The organism is Bradyrhizobium sp. 195 (assembly GCF_023101665.1).
GTDB lineage: Bacteria > Pseudomonadota > Alphaproteobacteria > Rhizobiales > Xanthobacteraceae > Bradyrhizobium.
Genome location: NZ_CP082163.1, coordinates 15810 through 30948 on the forward strand (window position 1 = coordinate 15810; position 15139 = coordinate 30948).

At 64.1% G+C, this 15139-nt stretch carries 17 protein-coding genes; 11 read left to right on the forward strand and 6 right to left on the reverse strand.

Annotated features, from left to right (window positions below):
* Nucleotides 1–243 precede the first annotated feature (243 nt).
* Complete coding sequence (locus tag IVB26_RS41815) at nt 244–1560, forward strand: cation:proton antiporter (RefSeq protein ID WP_247974023.1); 1317 nt, start codon at nt 244–246, stop codon at nt 1558–1560.
* A 115-nt stretch (nt 1561–1675) separates the two neighbouring features.
* Here the strand turns inward: IVB26_RS41815 and IVB26_RS41820 are convergent, their stop codons facing one another.
* The gene (locus tag IVB26_RS41820; protein WP_247974024.1) at nt 1676–1876 is read right to left on the reverse strand and encodes a hypothetical protein; all 201 of its coding nucleotides are present in this window, start codon (nt 1874–1876) and stop codon (nt 1676–1678) included.
* Nucleotides 1877–2360: 484 nt separating this feature from the next.
* On the opposite strand from IVB26_RS41820, the gene IVB26_RS41825 reads away from it, so the two are divergent.
* The 6 genes from IVB26_RS41825 (at nt 2361) to IVB26_RS41850 (ending at nt 8031) form a co-directional block, all read left to right on the forward strand.
* The gene (locus IVB26_RS41825) at nt 2361–2528 is read left to right on the forward strand and encodes a hypothetical protein (RefSeq protein ID WP_247974025.1); all 168 of its coding nucleotides are present in this window, start codon (nt 2361–2363) and stop codon (nt 2526–2528) included.
* 498 nt (nt 2529–3026) lie between these two features.
* Nucleotides 3027–4307 carry a sodium:proton antiporter NhaD gene (nhaD, locus tag IVB26_RS41830; protein WP_247974026.1) on the forward strand — a complete coding sequence of 427 codons (1281 nt, stop codon included), beginning with the start codon at nt 3027–3029 and terminating at the stop codon, nt 4305–4307.
* A 175-nt stretch (nt 4308–4482) separates the two neighbouring features.
* Nucleotides 4483–5835 carry a Na+/H+ antiporter NhaA gene (nhaA, locus tag IVB26_RS41835; RefSeq protein ID WP_247974027.1) on the forward strand — a complete coding sequence of 451 codons (1353 nt, stop codon included), beginning with the start codon at nt 4483–4485 and terminating at the stop codon, nt 5833–5835.
* Between the two features lie 68 nt (nt 5836–5903).
* The gene (locus tag IVB26_RS41840) at nt 5904–6065 is read left to right on the forward strand and encodes a hypothetical protein (RefSeq protein WP_247974028.1); all 162 of its coding nucleotides are present in this window, start codon (nt 5904–5906) and stop codon (nt 6063–6065) included.
* Nucleotides 6066–6211: 146 nt separating this feature from the next.
* A complete protein-coding gene (locus IVB26_RS41845; RefSeq protein ID WP_247974029.1) occupies nt 6212–7432 on the forward strand; it encodes a cytochrome P450 family protein in 1221 nt (406 codons plus the stop codon).
* 137 nt (nt 7433–7569) lie between these two features.
* On the forward strand, nt 7570–8031 hold the full coding sequence (locus tag IVB26_RS41850; RefSeq protein ID WP_247974030.1) for a hypothetical protein: 462 nt from the start codon (nt 7570–7572) through the stop codon (nt 8029–8031).
* Between the two features lie 40 nt (nt 8032–8071).
* Here IVB26_RS41850 and IVB26_RS41855 read toward each other — a convergent pair whose 3' ends face one another.
* Entirely contained in the window at nt 8072–8284 is a 213-nt protein-coding gene (locus tag IVB26_RS41855; RefSeq protein WP_247974031.1) for a hypothetical protein, read from the reverse strand.
* A gap of 432 nt (nt 8285–8716) precedes the next feature.
* Complete coding sequence (locus IVB26_RS41860; protein ID WP_247974032.1) at nt 8717–9082, reverse strand: PRC-barrel domain-containing protein; 366 nt, start codon at nt 9080–9082, stop codon at nt 8717–8719.
* A 319-nt stretch (nt 9083–9401) separates the two neighbouring features.
* On the opposite strand from IVB26_RS41860, the gene IVB26_RS41865 reads away from it, so the two are divergent.
* The 4 genes from IVB26_RS41865 to IVB26_RS41880 all read left to right on the forward strand — a co-directional run bounded on the left by IVB26_RS41865 (nt 9402) and on the right by IVB26_RS41880 (nt 11121).
* Nucleotides 9402–9602, forward strand: coding sequence for a hypothetical protein (locus IVB26_RS41865; protein ID WP_247974033.1), 201 nt, complete (start codon nt 9402–9404; stop codon nt 9600–9602).
* Nucleotides 9603–9615: 13 nt separating this feature from the next.
* On the forward strand, nt 9616–10023 hold the full coding sequence (locus IVB26_RS41870) for a hypothetical protein (protein WP_247974034.1): 408 nt from the start codon (nt 9616–9618) through the stop codon (nt 10021–10023).
* Between the two features lie 204 nt (nt 10024–10227).
* Complete coding sequence (locus IVB26_RS41875; RefSeq protein ID WP_247974035.1) at nt 10228–10632, forward strand: hypothetical protein; 405 nt, start codon at nt 10228–10230, stop codon at nt 10630–10632.
* Between the two features lie 303 nt (nt 10633–10935).
* Nucleotides 10936–11121 carry a hypothetical protein gene (locus tag IVB26_RS41880; protein WP_247974036.1) on the forward strand — a complete coding sequence of 62 codons (186 nt, stop codon included), beginning with the start codon at nt 10936–10938 and terminating at the stop codon, nt 11119–11121.
* Nucleotides 11122–11146: 25 nt separating this feature from the next.
* Here IVB26_RS41880 and IVB26_RS41885 read toward each other — a convergent pair whose 3' ends face one another.
* The 3 genes from IVB26_RS41885 to IVB26_RS41895 all read right to left on the reverse strand — a co-directional run bounded on the left by IVB26_RS41885 (nt 11147) and on the right by IVB26_RS41895 (nt 14910).
* Entirely contained in the window at nt 11147–12322 is a 1176-nt protein-coding gene (locus IVB26_RS41885) for a YihY/virulence factor BrkB family protein (RefSeq protein WP_247974037.1), read from the reverse strand.
* 80 nt (nt 12323–12402) lie between these two features.
* Nucleotides 12403–12789, reverse strand: a complete 387-nt coding sequence (locus IVB26_RS41890) for a response regulator (protein WP_247974038.1) — start codon at nt 12787–12789, stop codon at nt 12403–12405.
* 129 nt (nt 12790–12918) lie between these two features.
* Nucleotides 12919–14910 (reverse strand): protein-L-isoaspartate(D-aspartate) O-methyltransferase, encoded by a 1992-nt coding sequence (locus IVB26_RS41895; protein ID WP_247974039.1) that lies wholly within the window; start codon nt 14908–14910, stop codon nt 12919–12921.
* Between the last annotated feature and the right edge of the window lie 229 nt (nt 14911–15139).

The window sequence follows — 15139 nt, forward strand, 5'->3', positions numbered from 1 at the left end:
CGCTTGATCCTAACGGATCGTTCTCCGCTGACAACCGCTTCCCGAGATCGCTCGTCAGCCTTGAGCTATCGCTTGCTGGCGCGCGGTCGCCAAAACAGAAAGCTCGATATCGCGCCCTGGGCATGGTTGCCCGCTGCTTTCCGGCGCCTCCCCACAGCCGCGAGTGACTGTGGATTGACACCTGCCGCTCGGAATCCCTTCGGCTCCCCGTGATAGGTTGCTCGGGCGAAGCAAGGAGTTGTCGTGCTCTCGATCATGGACCTCGCCGCCGTATTGCTTACGCTCTCGGCGGTATTCGGCTGGCTCAACCACAAGTTCCTGCCGCTGTCGCACAGCGTCGGCCTGCTGGTGATGAGCGTCGTCACGTCGCTGATACTGATCGGATTGGACGCCGTCTTCCCGGGACTGCGTCTGCTCGACCAGCTCTCGGAAGGCATGCAGCGGATCGACTTCGCCGAGATCGTCGTCAACGGGATGCTTGCCTTCCTGCTCTTCGCCGGTTCGCTGCACGTCGATCTCGCCACCTTGCGCAGCCGGGCCGTCCCGGTGTTCCTGCTCGCGGTCTTCGGCACGATCATCTCGACCGCGGTCGTCGGCGTGCTGTTCTGGGGGCTCGCCCTGCTGGCCGGCTTTCCCGTACCGTTCGCCTGGGCCCTGGTGTTCGGCGCGCTGATCAGCCCGACTGACCCCGTCGCGGTGCTGAGCACGCTACGCAACGCGAACGTGCCGAAGGAACTCCAGGTCGAGACCGAGGGCGAAGCGCTCTTCAACGATGGCGTCGGCATCGTGCTGTTCACCATCCTGCTGCGCTTTGCGGCATCCGGCGAGGGAGCCTCGGTTTCGGCGAGAGACGTCGGCGAACTGCTGCTGCGGGAGGCGGGCGGCGGCATCCTGCTGGGAGTTGCCACCGGCTACATCGCCTATCGCGCCATGCGCCTGATCGACGACTATGCGGTCGAGGTGCTGATCACCGTGGCGCTGGTGACTGGGACCTACGCACTGGCCTCGCACGTCCACGTCAGCGGTCCTCTCTCCATGGTCGCGGCCGGCCTTCTGATCGGTGACCGCGGGCCGCGCTACGCCATGAGCGAACGGACGCAGCGCTACGTGTTCGCCCTCTGGACCGTCGTGGACGAGATCCTCAACTCGGTTCTCTTCCTGCTGATCGGGCTCGAGACGCTGATCCTGCGCTTCGATCCGCGAACTCTTCTCGTCGCCACCGCCGCCGTGCCGATCGTTCTGTTCGCGAGGTTCGTCTCGGTGGGGGTACAGCCGATCCTGTTCGCCTGGACCCGCATGCTCTCCTGGGCCAACGCCCCGTTTCTGACCTGGGCGGGCGTACGGGGCGGCATCTCCGTGGCGCTGGCGCTGTCGTTGCCGAATACGCCGGCGAAGCCTCTCATTCTGACGGCAACCTACGCCGTCGTTCTCTTCAGCATCATCGTCCAGGGATCCACGCTCGGACTCGTCGCCAGGCGAACCGTCGGTTCCGGATCAAAATCGAATCCTTCGGTTCAGCCGGATATGACGTCGCCGTCCGCGCCCCGTGCGCGCCAGTAGCGTTGACGGAGCCGCGGCGCGATCAGCCAGGCAATCGCCGCCGATGCCACGACGCTGATCGCTATCATCGTTGGGATCGCCTCCATCGCATCCGACTGGATCGGAGTGAGGAGGATCACGACCATTCCCGCTCGGCCTGCAGCAGCGCCAGCTCGCGCCTGTTGGCAGCCAGCAGCCCTCGGAGGGTCCGCAGCAGAGACGGTTCGTTCGTGTCGGCGAGCAGTCTCTTGAAGTTGGCGATGTTCTGCTCGCAGATGAATTTCCGGGTAAATAGGTAAGCCGCGGGCGAGTAATATGCCCGCAGATGCCGCCGCATGCCACCTCACCAGGCGAAAGGGGCATGCGCGGTCGCCGCGATAAACCGTCCGTCCGGAGCGACGGGAGAAGCGCCGAACAGGCCCTCGCCCGATTGGAACAGGTCGATCTCGGCCAGTTGGCCTGGTTACGGTGATGTGTTGAGGAGCCTTGCGATGCTCGAAACGACCGACCTGCTGGTGAAGTGCCCCAGGTGGGGCGCCTGGCCCATGTCCGTCTGCTCTCGGAAGAGCACGTTCGCACAACCTGCGGTCGCCTTCCGCTGCCAAAAATGCGGCAGCGAAGAATCCTGGCGGCTCCGCCGTGGAGCCCCCTCGCTGGCCGGCGCACAAAATGGCTCTCATCCCGCCTGAACCGCGGTCCTCGCGAACTGGTCGATGCGACCGTCGATGCGACCATTGACTAGCTTGCTCTCCGGCGATCGGGCCGATCTGCTTCCCTCCTAACGGGAGGAAGCGGACATGAACATGTGGACCGGAGCTGCGATGCTGGCGATCGCAGCGATTCTCATTTTCATCGCCCTCCCGACCAAGGCCGGCGACCCCGCAAAATTCCTGCGATTTAGCGCGGCGCCTGTACTCTATCCGCCGATCGTCTTGATTTTCATAAGTCTCGGCGCAGCGGCTGTCATTTCAAGCCTGCTGACGAAATGACGAGACGCCTCAAAGACTGATCATACATCATGCACGGCAGGACCTACGCCAAGGCCGCCGCTTTACTGAGTGCTGGTAAAATTTCGCAGGCTGCCCTCAAGGACCGGAAATTCGGATCTTGTAACGCAGGGTGGCGAACGACTTTGCATTCGCGAGGACGACGCCACGGATTACTTGCTCGGTGCCGCGAGGCCGGCCGGAGATTGACTGCCTGAGCCGCCCGCCGCATTCGGAGGCGAACTCGCGGCACCCGGCTGCTCTCTCGTTTCATACATGTAGAGGGCGGCAACCAGCATCAGAACGGATACGACTGTGACTGTCCAGCCGACCGGGCCGTTCGCGCGGGAGCCCCACAATGTTGGCCCGTTCCCGTTTGGACGAGGCATTTTTTTCTCCTGAGCCGATGATAGCGGAGCGCGACGTTTCAGCACATGAGGCTTCTTAGCGCAGCCGCCTTCGTGCATGATCCGCGCGAAATAAGGTCTTCGGAGACACGTTTTGCTCGTCGCACTCACCGTCATTTTCATTGTCGTCTATGGCGCGATAGCTCTTGAGCACCCGATCAGGATAGAGAAATCGGCTTCCGCACTTTTCGGCGCTGGCTTGCTCTGGACGATCTATGCCCTGGGGGAGCCCGATCATGACGCTATCGTTCATCAACTGGGCGAAACCATCGGTTCGACGGCAGGAATCATATTCTTCCTGATGGGCGCAATGACCATCGTCGAGGTCATCGACGCCCATGACGGATTCGAGATCATCACCTCGCAGATCAAGACGAAGAAGCTGACCACGTTGATGTGGCTGGTCTGCGTCGTGACGTTCTTCTTGAGCGCGGTGCTGGACAATCTGACCACCACGATCGTGATGGTTTCGTTGATCAGGAAACTGCTCGACGAACCAGGAGACAGGCTGCTGTTCGCGTCCTTGATCGTCATCGCCGCCAATGCGGGCGGTGCCTGGTCGCCGATCGGGGACGTGACGACCACCATGCTCTGGATCGGCGGCCAGATCACCCCGGTCCAAATCGTCAAGGTGTTGTTCCTGGCTTCGCTGGCGAATCTGCTGGTCCCGCTGCTCGTCGTGAACTTTCGGCTGAGGGGCAGAACGTTCGCGATGCCGGCGACAGGGGGCGACACCGATGTCGTCACGCCCGCCTTCGAGCGCAACGTGATGTTCGCTCTGGGGGTTGCCATTCTCATCATGGTACCCGCCTTCAAGGCCATCACCCACCTGCCGCCCTTCATGGGCATTCTCTTCGGTTTGGGAACGCTATGGCTGGTCGGTGAGGTGATCCATCGCGGGAAGCAAGCTCAGGAGCGGAAGCGATTGACGGTGGCGCACGCGCTCACGCAGATCGACCTCAGCTCGATCGTCTTCTTCCTCGGCATCCTGCTGGCGGTGGCCACATTGGAGCATACCCGAATCCTTGCCGCCCTGGCAGCGTGGCTGGACCAAACCATCGGACGAACAGACGTCATCGTCATCGTGCTCGGGCTGATCAGCGCTGTCGTCGACAACGTCCCTCTGGTCGCTGCGTCGATGGGAATGTATGGCATGACACAATATCCGCCGGACAGTTTTCTTTGGGAGTTCATCGCTTACTGCGCGGGCACCGGCGGATCCATCTTGATCATCGGTTCAGCTGCCGGAGTCGCCGCAATGGGTCTCGAAAAAATACAGTTCATCTGGTACATGCGGAAGATCAGCGGCCTGGCTCTGCTCGGATATTTCGCTGGAGTAGCGATCTACATTTTGCAGCACCGGTTGCTTCAGTAGTCGGAGCAAAAATCCCGCGCTGGGGGGACCTATCACACAGCCGTGAAGCCTCGGGCAGGCGAGCGAACGGGTTGAATTGTCGATTTCGCGAGGTATAAGGGCATCGGGTGATCGTAGCTTTCAGCAGCGACAGGTCGAGCGATGGTCGGGCCGCCTCGCGGAGTGCGCGCGCCCAATGGAAAAGCCATCCTTTTCAGAAGACCTTCCACGTAGCCAGCGGCTGGCCGAACAAGCCCTCGCGACGCTACAAGGCTTCCTGCACGTCGAGGCCGTGAGCGGAGGCGTGCTGCTGGTCGCCGCCGCCATCGCACTGGCCTGCGCCAATTCGCCGCTTGCCTACGACTATCACGCCTTCTGGAACTTGCCGCTCACGATCGGCGTCGGTGAATTCCTCTTCTCGAAGTCGTTGCACTTTTGGGTCAACGACGGGCTGATGACGATCTTCTTCCTGGTCGTTGGAATGGAGATTCGGCGCGAGATCCACGAAGGCGAACTGAGAAGGCTCGACCAGGCCGCCCTGCCGCTGATCGCAGCGGCCGGCGGCGTCGTGGTCCCCGCACTCATCTACCTGAGTCTCAACAATGACCCTGTCCGGAGCCAGGGCTGGGCCGTACCCACCGCAACGGATATCGCCTTCGCCGTCGGAGTTCTCGCTCTGCTGGGGCGTTCCGTCCCGGCCAACGTGAGGGTCTTCCTGCTGGCACTGGCGATCATCGACGACATCATCGCCGTGCTGATCATCGCCCTGTTCTATACCGAAGGCCTCGCCTTCGGCGGCTTCGTGGTCGCTCTTCTCGGCGTCCTGATGATCTTTGGCTTGCAGAAGATCGGGGTCGGGGCAGCGCCCGTCTACGTCGTGCCGAGCGTCGTCGTCTGGCTTGGATTCCTGGTCGCCGGCGTCCACCCGACCTTGGCCGGCGTCGTACTCGGTCTGATAACGCCGGTCCGACCCATGCCGATGCGGGAACACCCCCTGGAGATGGCGTCGCGCGTGCTCAGGCAGTTGCGCGGCAATGATGCGGGACAGAGAAAGGATCCGCACAGGCTAATGCAGCCTTTGCGGGAGCTCCGCGCGGCTCACCGCGAGATGCTGTCGCCCGTGTCGCGCGTGCAGATGGCGCTCCATCCATGGGTCGCTTACCTCATTATGCCCATCTTCGCTCTGGCGAACGCCGGGGTCGGCTTTACCGGTGCCGACCTCACATCATCCGCTCATTTCGTGATGTGGGGCACCGCCTTGGCTCTCGCCGTTGGCAAGCCGGTCGGCGTAGTCGGGGCGACTTGGATCGCGGTACGTCTCGGCTGGTGCCGGCTCGCCCCAGGCGTTTCATGGGGCGGGGTCTGGCTCGTCGGCCTGCTTGCCGGGATCGGCTTCACCATGTCCATCTTCATAGGCACCCTCGCTTTCGCTGACGAGACGTTGCTGGCAGCGGCGAAGCTCGGAGTTCTGGCCGGCTCGCTCGCCGCCGCTACGCTCGGCCTTGGCTGGGGCCTCATCCACGCCCGCCCCTGGAGGCATTGCCGATGACTTTCAGAGCCCCGCACGTATTCTTCGTATCCTTCTCCGTCGAAGTTTCAACCTCAGGAATCGTCCAGGTGATGATCATCGAGACGGATTTGCACCTGAATCCGCATCACCCTTCCTACAACCGTTCAGCGGTCGAGCATCTGATCTCGGCCGCGCAGGACTATGCCCGCACCAACATCGAGGGGCCTTCTTCGATCCGGCTCATCTCCACCCGAAGCGGCGAGATCTGATCATCACCATCCGAGCCGATCGGTCGCCCACACGAGGACCGCTCGGCGCCGTCGCAAGCCCGGGCTCCGTGATGCTGCGACACTGAAAGAACGAAGACGCGCGAAGCGCGCGTCGAGCCGGCGCTGATGCAGAGAGAAAGACCGACATGCAAGACGAGCGGCAGTTCGACATCTTGTCTCCGGACTTCCACGCGAATCCTTTCCCCACTCTGGATCGCATGCGAGCGCAAGGGCCGGTGGTCGGACTGAAATTGCCCATCGTAGGCCGGACCTTGCTCGCGGTGACCCATGAGAGCTGCGCGGCGCTGTTGAAGAACAACCAGGATTTCGCGCGCGACCCCGCCAACGCCGGCAACAGGACCCAGGAGCGGATATTGAGAATCCTTCCCAGGACGCTCGGGCTTCTTGCGTCGAACATGCTGGGCCACGACGATCCGGAGCATCGCCGTCTCCGCGGATTGGTCGACAACGCGTTCCAGAGGCGCACGATCGCGACTCTCAAGCCGATGATCGTCGAAATTGCCGACCGGCTCCTGGATAGGCTGGAAGGAAAGCCGGAAGCGGACCTCATGGCCGAGTTCTGCCGTGACCTGCCGCTTTCGGTCATCTGCGGCCTGCTAGGGCTTCCGGAGCGGGATCACGATCGATTCAAGAACTGGCTGAGCGGACTGAAGGATACGGCGAACATTTTTACAGTGATCCGCGCTTTGCCCGGTGTGATCAGCGTCGTCAGATATCTTCGGCGCGCCTCAAGACCCGGAGGCGGGGCGATGCCCGACGGACTGATCTCTGCGCTGCGCGAGGCAGAGACCAAAGGTCAGACGCTCAGCGAGGACGAAATAGTCTCCATGATCTTCCTGCTCTTCGGCGCGGGACAGGAAACGACGACGCATCTCATCTCGGGCGGTCTGTTCGCGCTGCTGACGAATGAGCGGCAGCTGCGCCAATTGCGCCAAGACCCGGGCCTCATGCCGACATGCGTCGAGGAGTGCCTCCGCTACGTGTCCCCCGTGCAGATGACCAAGCCACGCTTCGCGACCAGAGATCTGGAGTGGCAGGGACGACAGATCCGGCGCGGCGAGATGCTCGCGGCGTTCCTTGCGGCCGCGAACTGCGACCCGGCCCAGTTCGAGCAACCTCACGCTTTCGACATCACACGTCATCCCAATCCGCACCTCTCGTTCGGCACCGGGGTGCACTTCTGCCTCGGATTTCAGCTCGCGCGCGCGGAAGCTTCGATCGGGATGCAGCGCATCCTGCTTCGCTTTCCTCATCTGCGGCTCGCTACGGCATCCAGGGAGATCCGGTGGCACAAGCGGCTTGGCATCCGAGCGCTCGAGCGACTGCCAGTCCAAACGGCTGCCTAGCGCGGGATAGAAACGCCACCCACCTGACTCCAGGCAACGGACCGGCGGATTCAGGCCGGGGCCGAAGACGGATTCGTCTCCGGAAGCCATCACTCGATCGGTTCGACGGCTGCCATCATACCCTGCAAGAAAAGCGAGTGAAACCGCGCGAGGAAATCGTCGACTACATCGTGGCGATCGAGAGCTGGGACTGGGGCTACTCGTTCTCGCTCAACCTGGAGCGGCGGCGGATCGACCCCTATCACGAATTCCGACACCTTCAGATCAAGGGCCAGCTGCTGACGCTGGCTGGGATGAAGTCGGACCAGGCGGAGATCTCGCTGCTGCCGTCGTTCGACCTGAAGGAAGAGCGCCGCAAGGACCTGACGCCGGTTGCGCTCGGCTCGCTCACTGTCGGTCCCGACGGCATCTTGGGCAACATCGGAATCCCGTGGGACGCCCTGACGCCGATCCTTCAGATGTTGATCGCCGGGCGGTTCAAGTTCGTCCTGATGCGCGGGTCCCGGTTTCGGCACCGCAGCGCCAGGCTGAACAGCCTCCGGCTGGAGACGAAGCTCACCGAGGACGACGTGTCGATAGCGGAAGAGGCCACGGGCTGACCTCGCCCGGGCAGGACGTGAGCTCGGGCGCCCAGCAGCGTCAGGCCTCGCCCGGTCCGGAGAAGATCGACGTCGGCGGCGTCGTGCGCGGCGCCGGCAGCGGCCGCTCGGTTGCTGCGGATCGGGCAGTCGGCCAGCCCTTCGCATCGTACCGCTTGGCGAGATCCAGGAGGCGACGCCGGGTGAACGGATCGGCCTGCTCGGCGATGGCCCGGACCCGCTGCGCGAGACCCTGATAGAATTCCTGCTCCATGACGCACCCCGCAACATCGCTGCCCGGAGTTGAGTAGCCGCGGTTACGGAGTCAAGACGGTGCGCCCTCAGGACAACTTTCAGCGACGGGCTTGAGTCCATGATGCCGGCGGACCTAAAGTGTCATCGCAGGGGGAAGTCAGATGGCAACGCCCTATCCCATCCGGAAGGCTTGCCCGGCATGCGGCAGGCCCATGAAGGTTGTGCCCGACGAAGCTCCGGGAGGGCGACTGCGGTACGTCTGCACCAATTGCGACGATGACCCGCTGCACGACCCGACCGCCCGGAAGTGGGCGGACAGTCCGCTACGCCCGCCGGCGAAATGAGCGAATGCCTTCTGCCGCGGCCGCGGCGCACCTGCTTGCGGAGCTCCGTCGCCGTGCCGAGCGGCGCCGCGCGACCGGCGACGCCTCCACCCTGGATCCCCTTCAGCTCACGGAGCCGGAATGCCCGCATAGTAATCGTCTACCGAGCGGGCGACCGAAGGGTCTGACCAATTCCAGCTATTCTCGTCGCTGTACTTTGGCGCTCCTCTGAGCTGAGTGTCGCTGATCCCGGTCACGTAGCCACCAAGGTTGGTGTCGTATTTCAGGGATTGCCATGGCAGCGGGTAATGGTCGTCTCCGATCCCGAGGAAGCCACCAAAGCCCAGCACCGCGTAGGCGACTTTGCCGCTGATCTTGTCGATCATCACCCGTTCGATCGAACCGATGCGCTGACTGTCGGCACCATAGACAGCCGTCCCTTCGACCTTGTCGCTGCCGATCAGATTTCCTGTTTCCCGTTCTTCATAGGCCATGCGAGTCTCCTCCCATGAGTGGGATCAACCTGGGACAGTCTCGCTCGTTCCTATCTGAAGGTGTGGAGGAGGAGCCTGTCCGCGGGTGATGCCGCATGATGCCGGCAGCATCACTGGCATGTTGGCTCAGTCACCGATGGGCAACGCTCAATGGCTTCCACCTCAAGATGAAGCTTGATCCGGACGATCTTCCGGAGGGCGTCGAATCCCAGCCTGATGGCAGTCGTTCAGTCAGCAATTCTGTCATCTCGCGATGTTTAACATTAGAATCCCAAGATCGAGAAACTGCGCTAGGATGGGCTTTCAGAGGGGAATTTTCATGTTCGATCAAGCCACGACCACGCTTTTGCGCGTGGTGTTCGACGAGGTCTGCGCGAGCGTTTCTCGGTCCGAGTCCGGCGCGCGCACGCATGTTGCCTCCAAAATTCTCAAGGCCGCCACCAGGGGTGAGATGCCGCCTGAGGGTCTCAGGCAGGTCGGTCGCGAGGCCCTCTCGCAAGCGCCGACGATGTGGCGCTGACGGGGAGAGGCGAGTGAACTTCCAAGTCACGGTGCTGAAGGTCCTGGTGAGTTATCCGGACGGCTTTGCCGTGATGGACGATCTCAAGCGCGACATGGCGCTGCTGGCGACCAGTGGGCGTGACTGGGCGGATCGCACTAGGCGGCTGGCCGCGCGGGTGCCGGGCCTCGATATCTTTTCACAAGGACTGGTCGTGCGCGAGAGCGGCGGCTGGAAGATCACCGACGAGGGACGCGCCCTGCTGGAATTCATGGAAGCCCGCGGCGCCGCCGGCCAGTCCTTCGAAGCGACTCCCGCCGAGCCGTCGCCCGATGCAGCGATGCCCTCTCTACCGCTTCCCGCGGAGCGGGCGAGGCGACGGCGTGAACGCCGGGAGCGTCGACGCGAAGCCGCGGAACGGGCGCGGGCTGCCGCTTCCTAGATCACGCCCGCAGCGCCTTCGAGGCTTGGATCGCTCGCGAATCTAGTGGAGCACGAATAGAGAATGAGCCCTGCGCTCGCTGGATACGGCGCCGGCGAGCGGGCCGACGCATCCCGTGCTGACGCGGTGTGCGCGATTCACCGTCCCTTAACGGAACGCGCGTCGAATCCGGGCACCTAGACTTAACTTTCGGAGAGCGTCCTCATGCTCAAGGACGGCACCTACTCGGCTTGGTCCAAGACGCCGCGCGGCGAGGGAACCGGCATCGTCCACTTCCAGGACGGCCGGATATCGGGCGGCGACAGCATCATGAGCTACGACGGCTCCTACCAGGTCTTTGGAGATCGGTTTATTGCAACCATCGTCACGAAGCGGCACACGGAGGGGCATGCGACAGTGTTCGGCATCGACGATTTGGAGCTGAAGCTCGAGGGCGTGTCGAAGGGCCAGATCGCGAAATGCACCGGCACGACCGACGCAGCGCCCGGTGTGACGTTCGAGGCGACGCTTATTCATTCGCGCTCGGAGCCGTCGACGAAGGTCAGGACGGAACGCGTGGTCCCGAAGTTCGACGCGAGCAAGCTGCCGAACCCGCCCCGGTCGCGATGACGGCGTCGCATGAGGCGGCTTGGTCTAGCCGGAAGCTGCGTAGCGGTAGCCTTGCCCGATCCGGAGCCGACGAGCCTCCCGGCCGGAGAACGGCCTTCCCAAAAGCGAAATGGCCGCGGATTTCTGGGCGGCCCACCGGCTCGAAATATGCGTTGCCGTAGTGAAATGCGCCAGCCCCGGTGCTGCGTGCGCAGTACCACAGAAGCGGTCCTTCTCCTGCCCCGGGAGACTACTGTACTCAGATGGCGCGAAGCGTTCGCTTCCCATGTGGGAACTGAATCGTCGGCAGCCCGTTGGCAGCGGATGGAAAACGCATTTCTCGCCCTGATCGCCGCTGCACTGCTGGTGCTTGTCGTATCGGCAGCCGCGCTCGTGGACGGCACCCGGGCGCTCTCGGTATCGCCCGCGTCGCCGGCCATCGCGCAAGACCTCGGTCAGCTCGCGCGGCCGGCCGGTCAGGATCTTCCGCAAGTGACGGCGCGGCGGTGATGAGCGCGCTGTGACCGGAGATGCCTTAGCTGCGCGCGGGACCCACCGTGTCCGCCATTCTGGCGCCGCGCGCCCCGATCGGCTTGGGCGATCCGGTGGTCGTATCGCGCGCGGTCTGATGCTCCATCTCAGCATCCAGCTCGGCTCCGAGCAGGATCACGATGGCCGAGATCCAGAGCCAGGTCATGAAGCCGATCACAGCGCCGAGCGAGCCGTAGGTCTCGTTGAACTTTCCGAAACTGCCCGCATACCAGGAGAACAGCGCGGAGGCCGCGAGCCAGAGCACCGCGGCCACGGCGCTGCCCCAGGTGATCCAGCGCCAGCGCGGGGCCTCCCGGCTCGGCCCGTAGCGGTAGATCAGCGCCAGCGCCAACGCGACGGCGACGAACATCGCGGGCCACCGGGCGATGCGCAGCATCAGGTCGGCAAAATTCGACAGCCCGATGAACTTCAGCGCGACCGGAATGACCACGACGGCGCCCAGCGCGGCCAGCACGAACACGATCCCGGCGAGCGTGAAGGACAGCGACACGGCGTTGAGGGTGATGAAGCCCCGCTTCTCCCGCTCGCCGTAGACGATGTTCAGAGTGTCGAACAGCGACTTCATCGCGGCGTTGGCGCTCCAAAGGGAAATCCCGAGACCGATGACGAAGGTCGCCCCGAGCGTCCCGCCGCCCTTCGAGGCGACCCGCGTGAGCTGGTCCCGGGCGACGTCCACCGCGCCGCGGGGCAGGAAGCCGGAGACCTGGTCCAGGTGCCTCGCGATGGCGGTCGGATCGGAGAACAGGCCGTAGATCGCGACCAGGGCCGCGAGCGCGGGAAAGATCGCCAGAAGGCTGTAGTAGGTCATGCCCGCGGCCAGCGCCAGGACGCGGTGCTCGGAGATGTTGGAATAGACCCGCAGCAGAATGTCCTTCCATCCGCGCGCCGGGATCTCGGAGGGTGAGCTCGCCTGCCGGCCGCGCCCATCCTGGTCCTCGAACTCCGCGGCTGCTTTGCGAGGCGCAATCTCGCTGCGGCCGCTCGCGCGCAAGGGATTTCTTCCGGGGGATTGGCCTGGGCGGCGCTCTTCCGGCGCGAGTACCGTGGTCAGGGCTGCCGCCATCAGCAGAACGATCCCCGAGATGACGGTCCACTTGTCCGGCTGGGCCGACCGTTCCCGCTCGGCGGCTGCAACGTGTCTCTTGGCTGCGGTCGTCATGAGTTGGGCTGGTGACTCCGGCCTGCCCGGTCGGGCAACAGCCGTCGTGGCGGAACGTTCCCGTTCGTCCGACCGGGCGGCTAGACCGGCGGCCCGCCGGCGTTGAGGAGCTGGGAAACCGCGGTGACGAGCTGCGCCGGTGCGAACGGCTTCGTGAGAAGGATGCTGTTGGGTACGCCGAACCTGGCCCAGTCATCCGCGGCCGTCCCGGTCATGTACACGACGGGGAAGGCAGGGTCGCGCTCTCGGGCGATGCGCGCGAGGTCCCAGCCGGTCATGGTGCCCTTGAGGTTCACGTCGGTCACCAGCGCCCGGAAACTGGCGATCTCGCCCTTGAGAAGGGTGACCGCGTCCTCCGCCGAGGAAAGGACTTCCGGGAGGAAGCCGCCCTCGCTCAGTGCGTCCTCCAGCATCTCCCGAATCTGGAAGTCGTCCTCCGCGATCAGAATCTTGAGCGGTTCGTTCAAGGCTGTCCTCACTGGAGCGTCTACTCGACCGCGCCCGCCCTTGTTCCTTTGGAATCGTTGTAATTGCACCCCTCGATCCGTCGCCTTCACGGTCTCCGGCGACCGGGAAGCACAGTACGCCGCCTCGCATCAAAGCCCGAACGGATAGGTGTCCGGGACGCCGGTCGGGCGATGCTCTGGTCCCAAAGGACGGACCGAGTGCGTCTCGTCGAACCACAAGAACGCGTCGAACTGCTGAGGCATCGAAGCTTCCGCATAGTGGCTTTGCAACTCGGTGCTCGGGCGGTAGATGACGCCGATGAACCGTTCGAGGCGCGGCTCGAGCAGGCAACGGCGAAGGCTCTCGTCCCGGCGGAATTCGAGAAAACCGCTCGCCGCTCCCGCGTCGTGGAACAGCCGCTCATAGCTGTCCGGCCGGGACGGCCGCACCTGCATCACTTCCATCTCGCCGTCCCAATCCGACGCGGCGGCGACGGTGCCCGTATGGGTGCCGAACCCGATCAGACACGCTGCTTCGGCAAACTTCTCCCGACAAAGCTGACCGATGTTGAGTTCGTCGCGGACCGCGCCCATCTCGGTGAAACGGGCGTCTCCGATGTGGGAGTTATGCGCCCAGACCACGGCCTTGGATCGGGGACCTTGTGCGTCCAGGATATGGCCCAGGGTCTCGAACATGTGCGTGTCGCGGAGATTCCAGGATTCGGCGCCGCCGTAGTACATGATGCGGTAGTAGCGCTCGGCCGAGGCGATCAGCCGCGCGTTCTGCGCGGCGTCCAGGAAGCTGTCCGGATCGCTCGCCGCGTAGTCCAACTCCTTCTTCAGGATATCCTGGCACTGCCGAAGGATCTCCGCCTCGCATTTCCGGTAGCCTTCGGTCAGGACGGCACGGCCGTAGGTCGAAGGTTCGCGCTGCCAAGGGGTCAGGCAGCCGTAGCGTTCGCGGGCCACGGCCGCGGCTTCGGGATCCACGCCGTCGAGGTAGGCGAGAACGGCCGCGATCGAGCTTCGCATGTTGTAGATGTCGAGGCCGAAGAATCCGGCCGGCTCGCCTGTCGGCTTTCCTTCATTGTGTTTGCGCATCCACGCCACGAAGGCCGCGACATCCGTGTTGCGCCACATCCAGGTCGGGAAACGCTCGAACGGCCTTTCGCCGGAGCCGCGGGACGCCCGATGGCGAACGTAGCGGTCGATGGCGGCGGCGTCCGGCCAATCCGCCTCGACCGCAACGATCGTAAAGCCGTGCTTCTCGATCAGGTGGCGCGTGATCGCGGCGCGCGCCTGGTAGAATTCCGACGTGCCATGACTGGCTTCGCCCAGCAGGACGACGCGGCACTGCGCGAAACGATCAAAGAGGGCGCCGAAGGCGGGATCTTCGAGGGCCGGCAAGGGTTCGATGGCGGCGCCGATCATCTCCGGCAGCGAGCGGAAGCGTGTGCGCCCGGGGATGTGATTGCTGGCGGCGCGCGTGCCGTCCTCGGCCCATCCGTGCTCTCCGATCAGGGGCACGAAGCGGACCGCCCCGAAGGTTTCTTCGTCGTATTCCGCTTCGCTCCGGCGCGTGACCCGCAGCAGCGACTGTTCGTCTTCGCGAGCGCCGACGGGGATGACGAGCCGCCCGCCGACGGCCAATTGGCTCTTGAGCGCATTCGGCACCGTCGGGCCGCCAGCGGCTACCAGGATCGCGTCGAATGGCGCTTCTGCGGGCAGGCCGCGGGTGCCGTCGCCGGTGTGAACCACGCAGTTGTCGTATCCTTGCGCCGCCAGACGCAGGGCGGCGATCCTGGCCAGATCGGCATGTCGCTCGATTGTGTGAACTGATCCGGCGAGGCGCGAGGCGACCGCCGCGGCATAGCCCGAACCGGTCCCGACCTCGAGCACCTTGTCTGCCGGTTTCAGTTCGGCCGCTTCGCTCATCAATGCGACGATATAGGGCTGCGAGATGGTCTGGGCGTTCGCGATCGGCAGCGCCCCATCCTCATAGGCGAATTCCTCGAAGCCGGATTCCACGAACCGCTCCCGAGGGACCTGTGCCATGGCCTTCAGGACGCGCCGGTCGCGGACGCCGCGGCCAGCAAGTTGAACCTCGACCATGCGGTCGCGAAGTTGGGCGAATTCGGCCAACGCAGCCTCCATCGGAGTTCTGGTGCGAGAAGCCAATCGGGAGAGGCCGAGCCGGTTCCTTTCCGCGGCCAGACGCCTGCTGCCGCGGCGATGCTCGGAACCGTCGAACACAGGGGAGCCGACACGCCAGGCGGCCCCGCCTGAGCCGGCTGAAGACAAGGCGAAAACTGTATCTGGAGCGAAAGGGTCGCAATCGTGGGAACGACCCGGCAGTCGATCTCGCGCGATA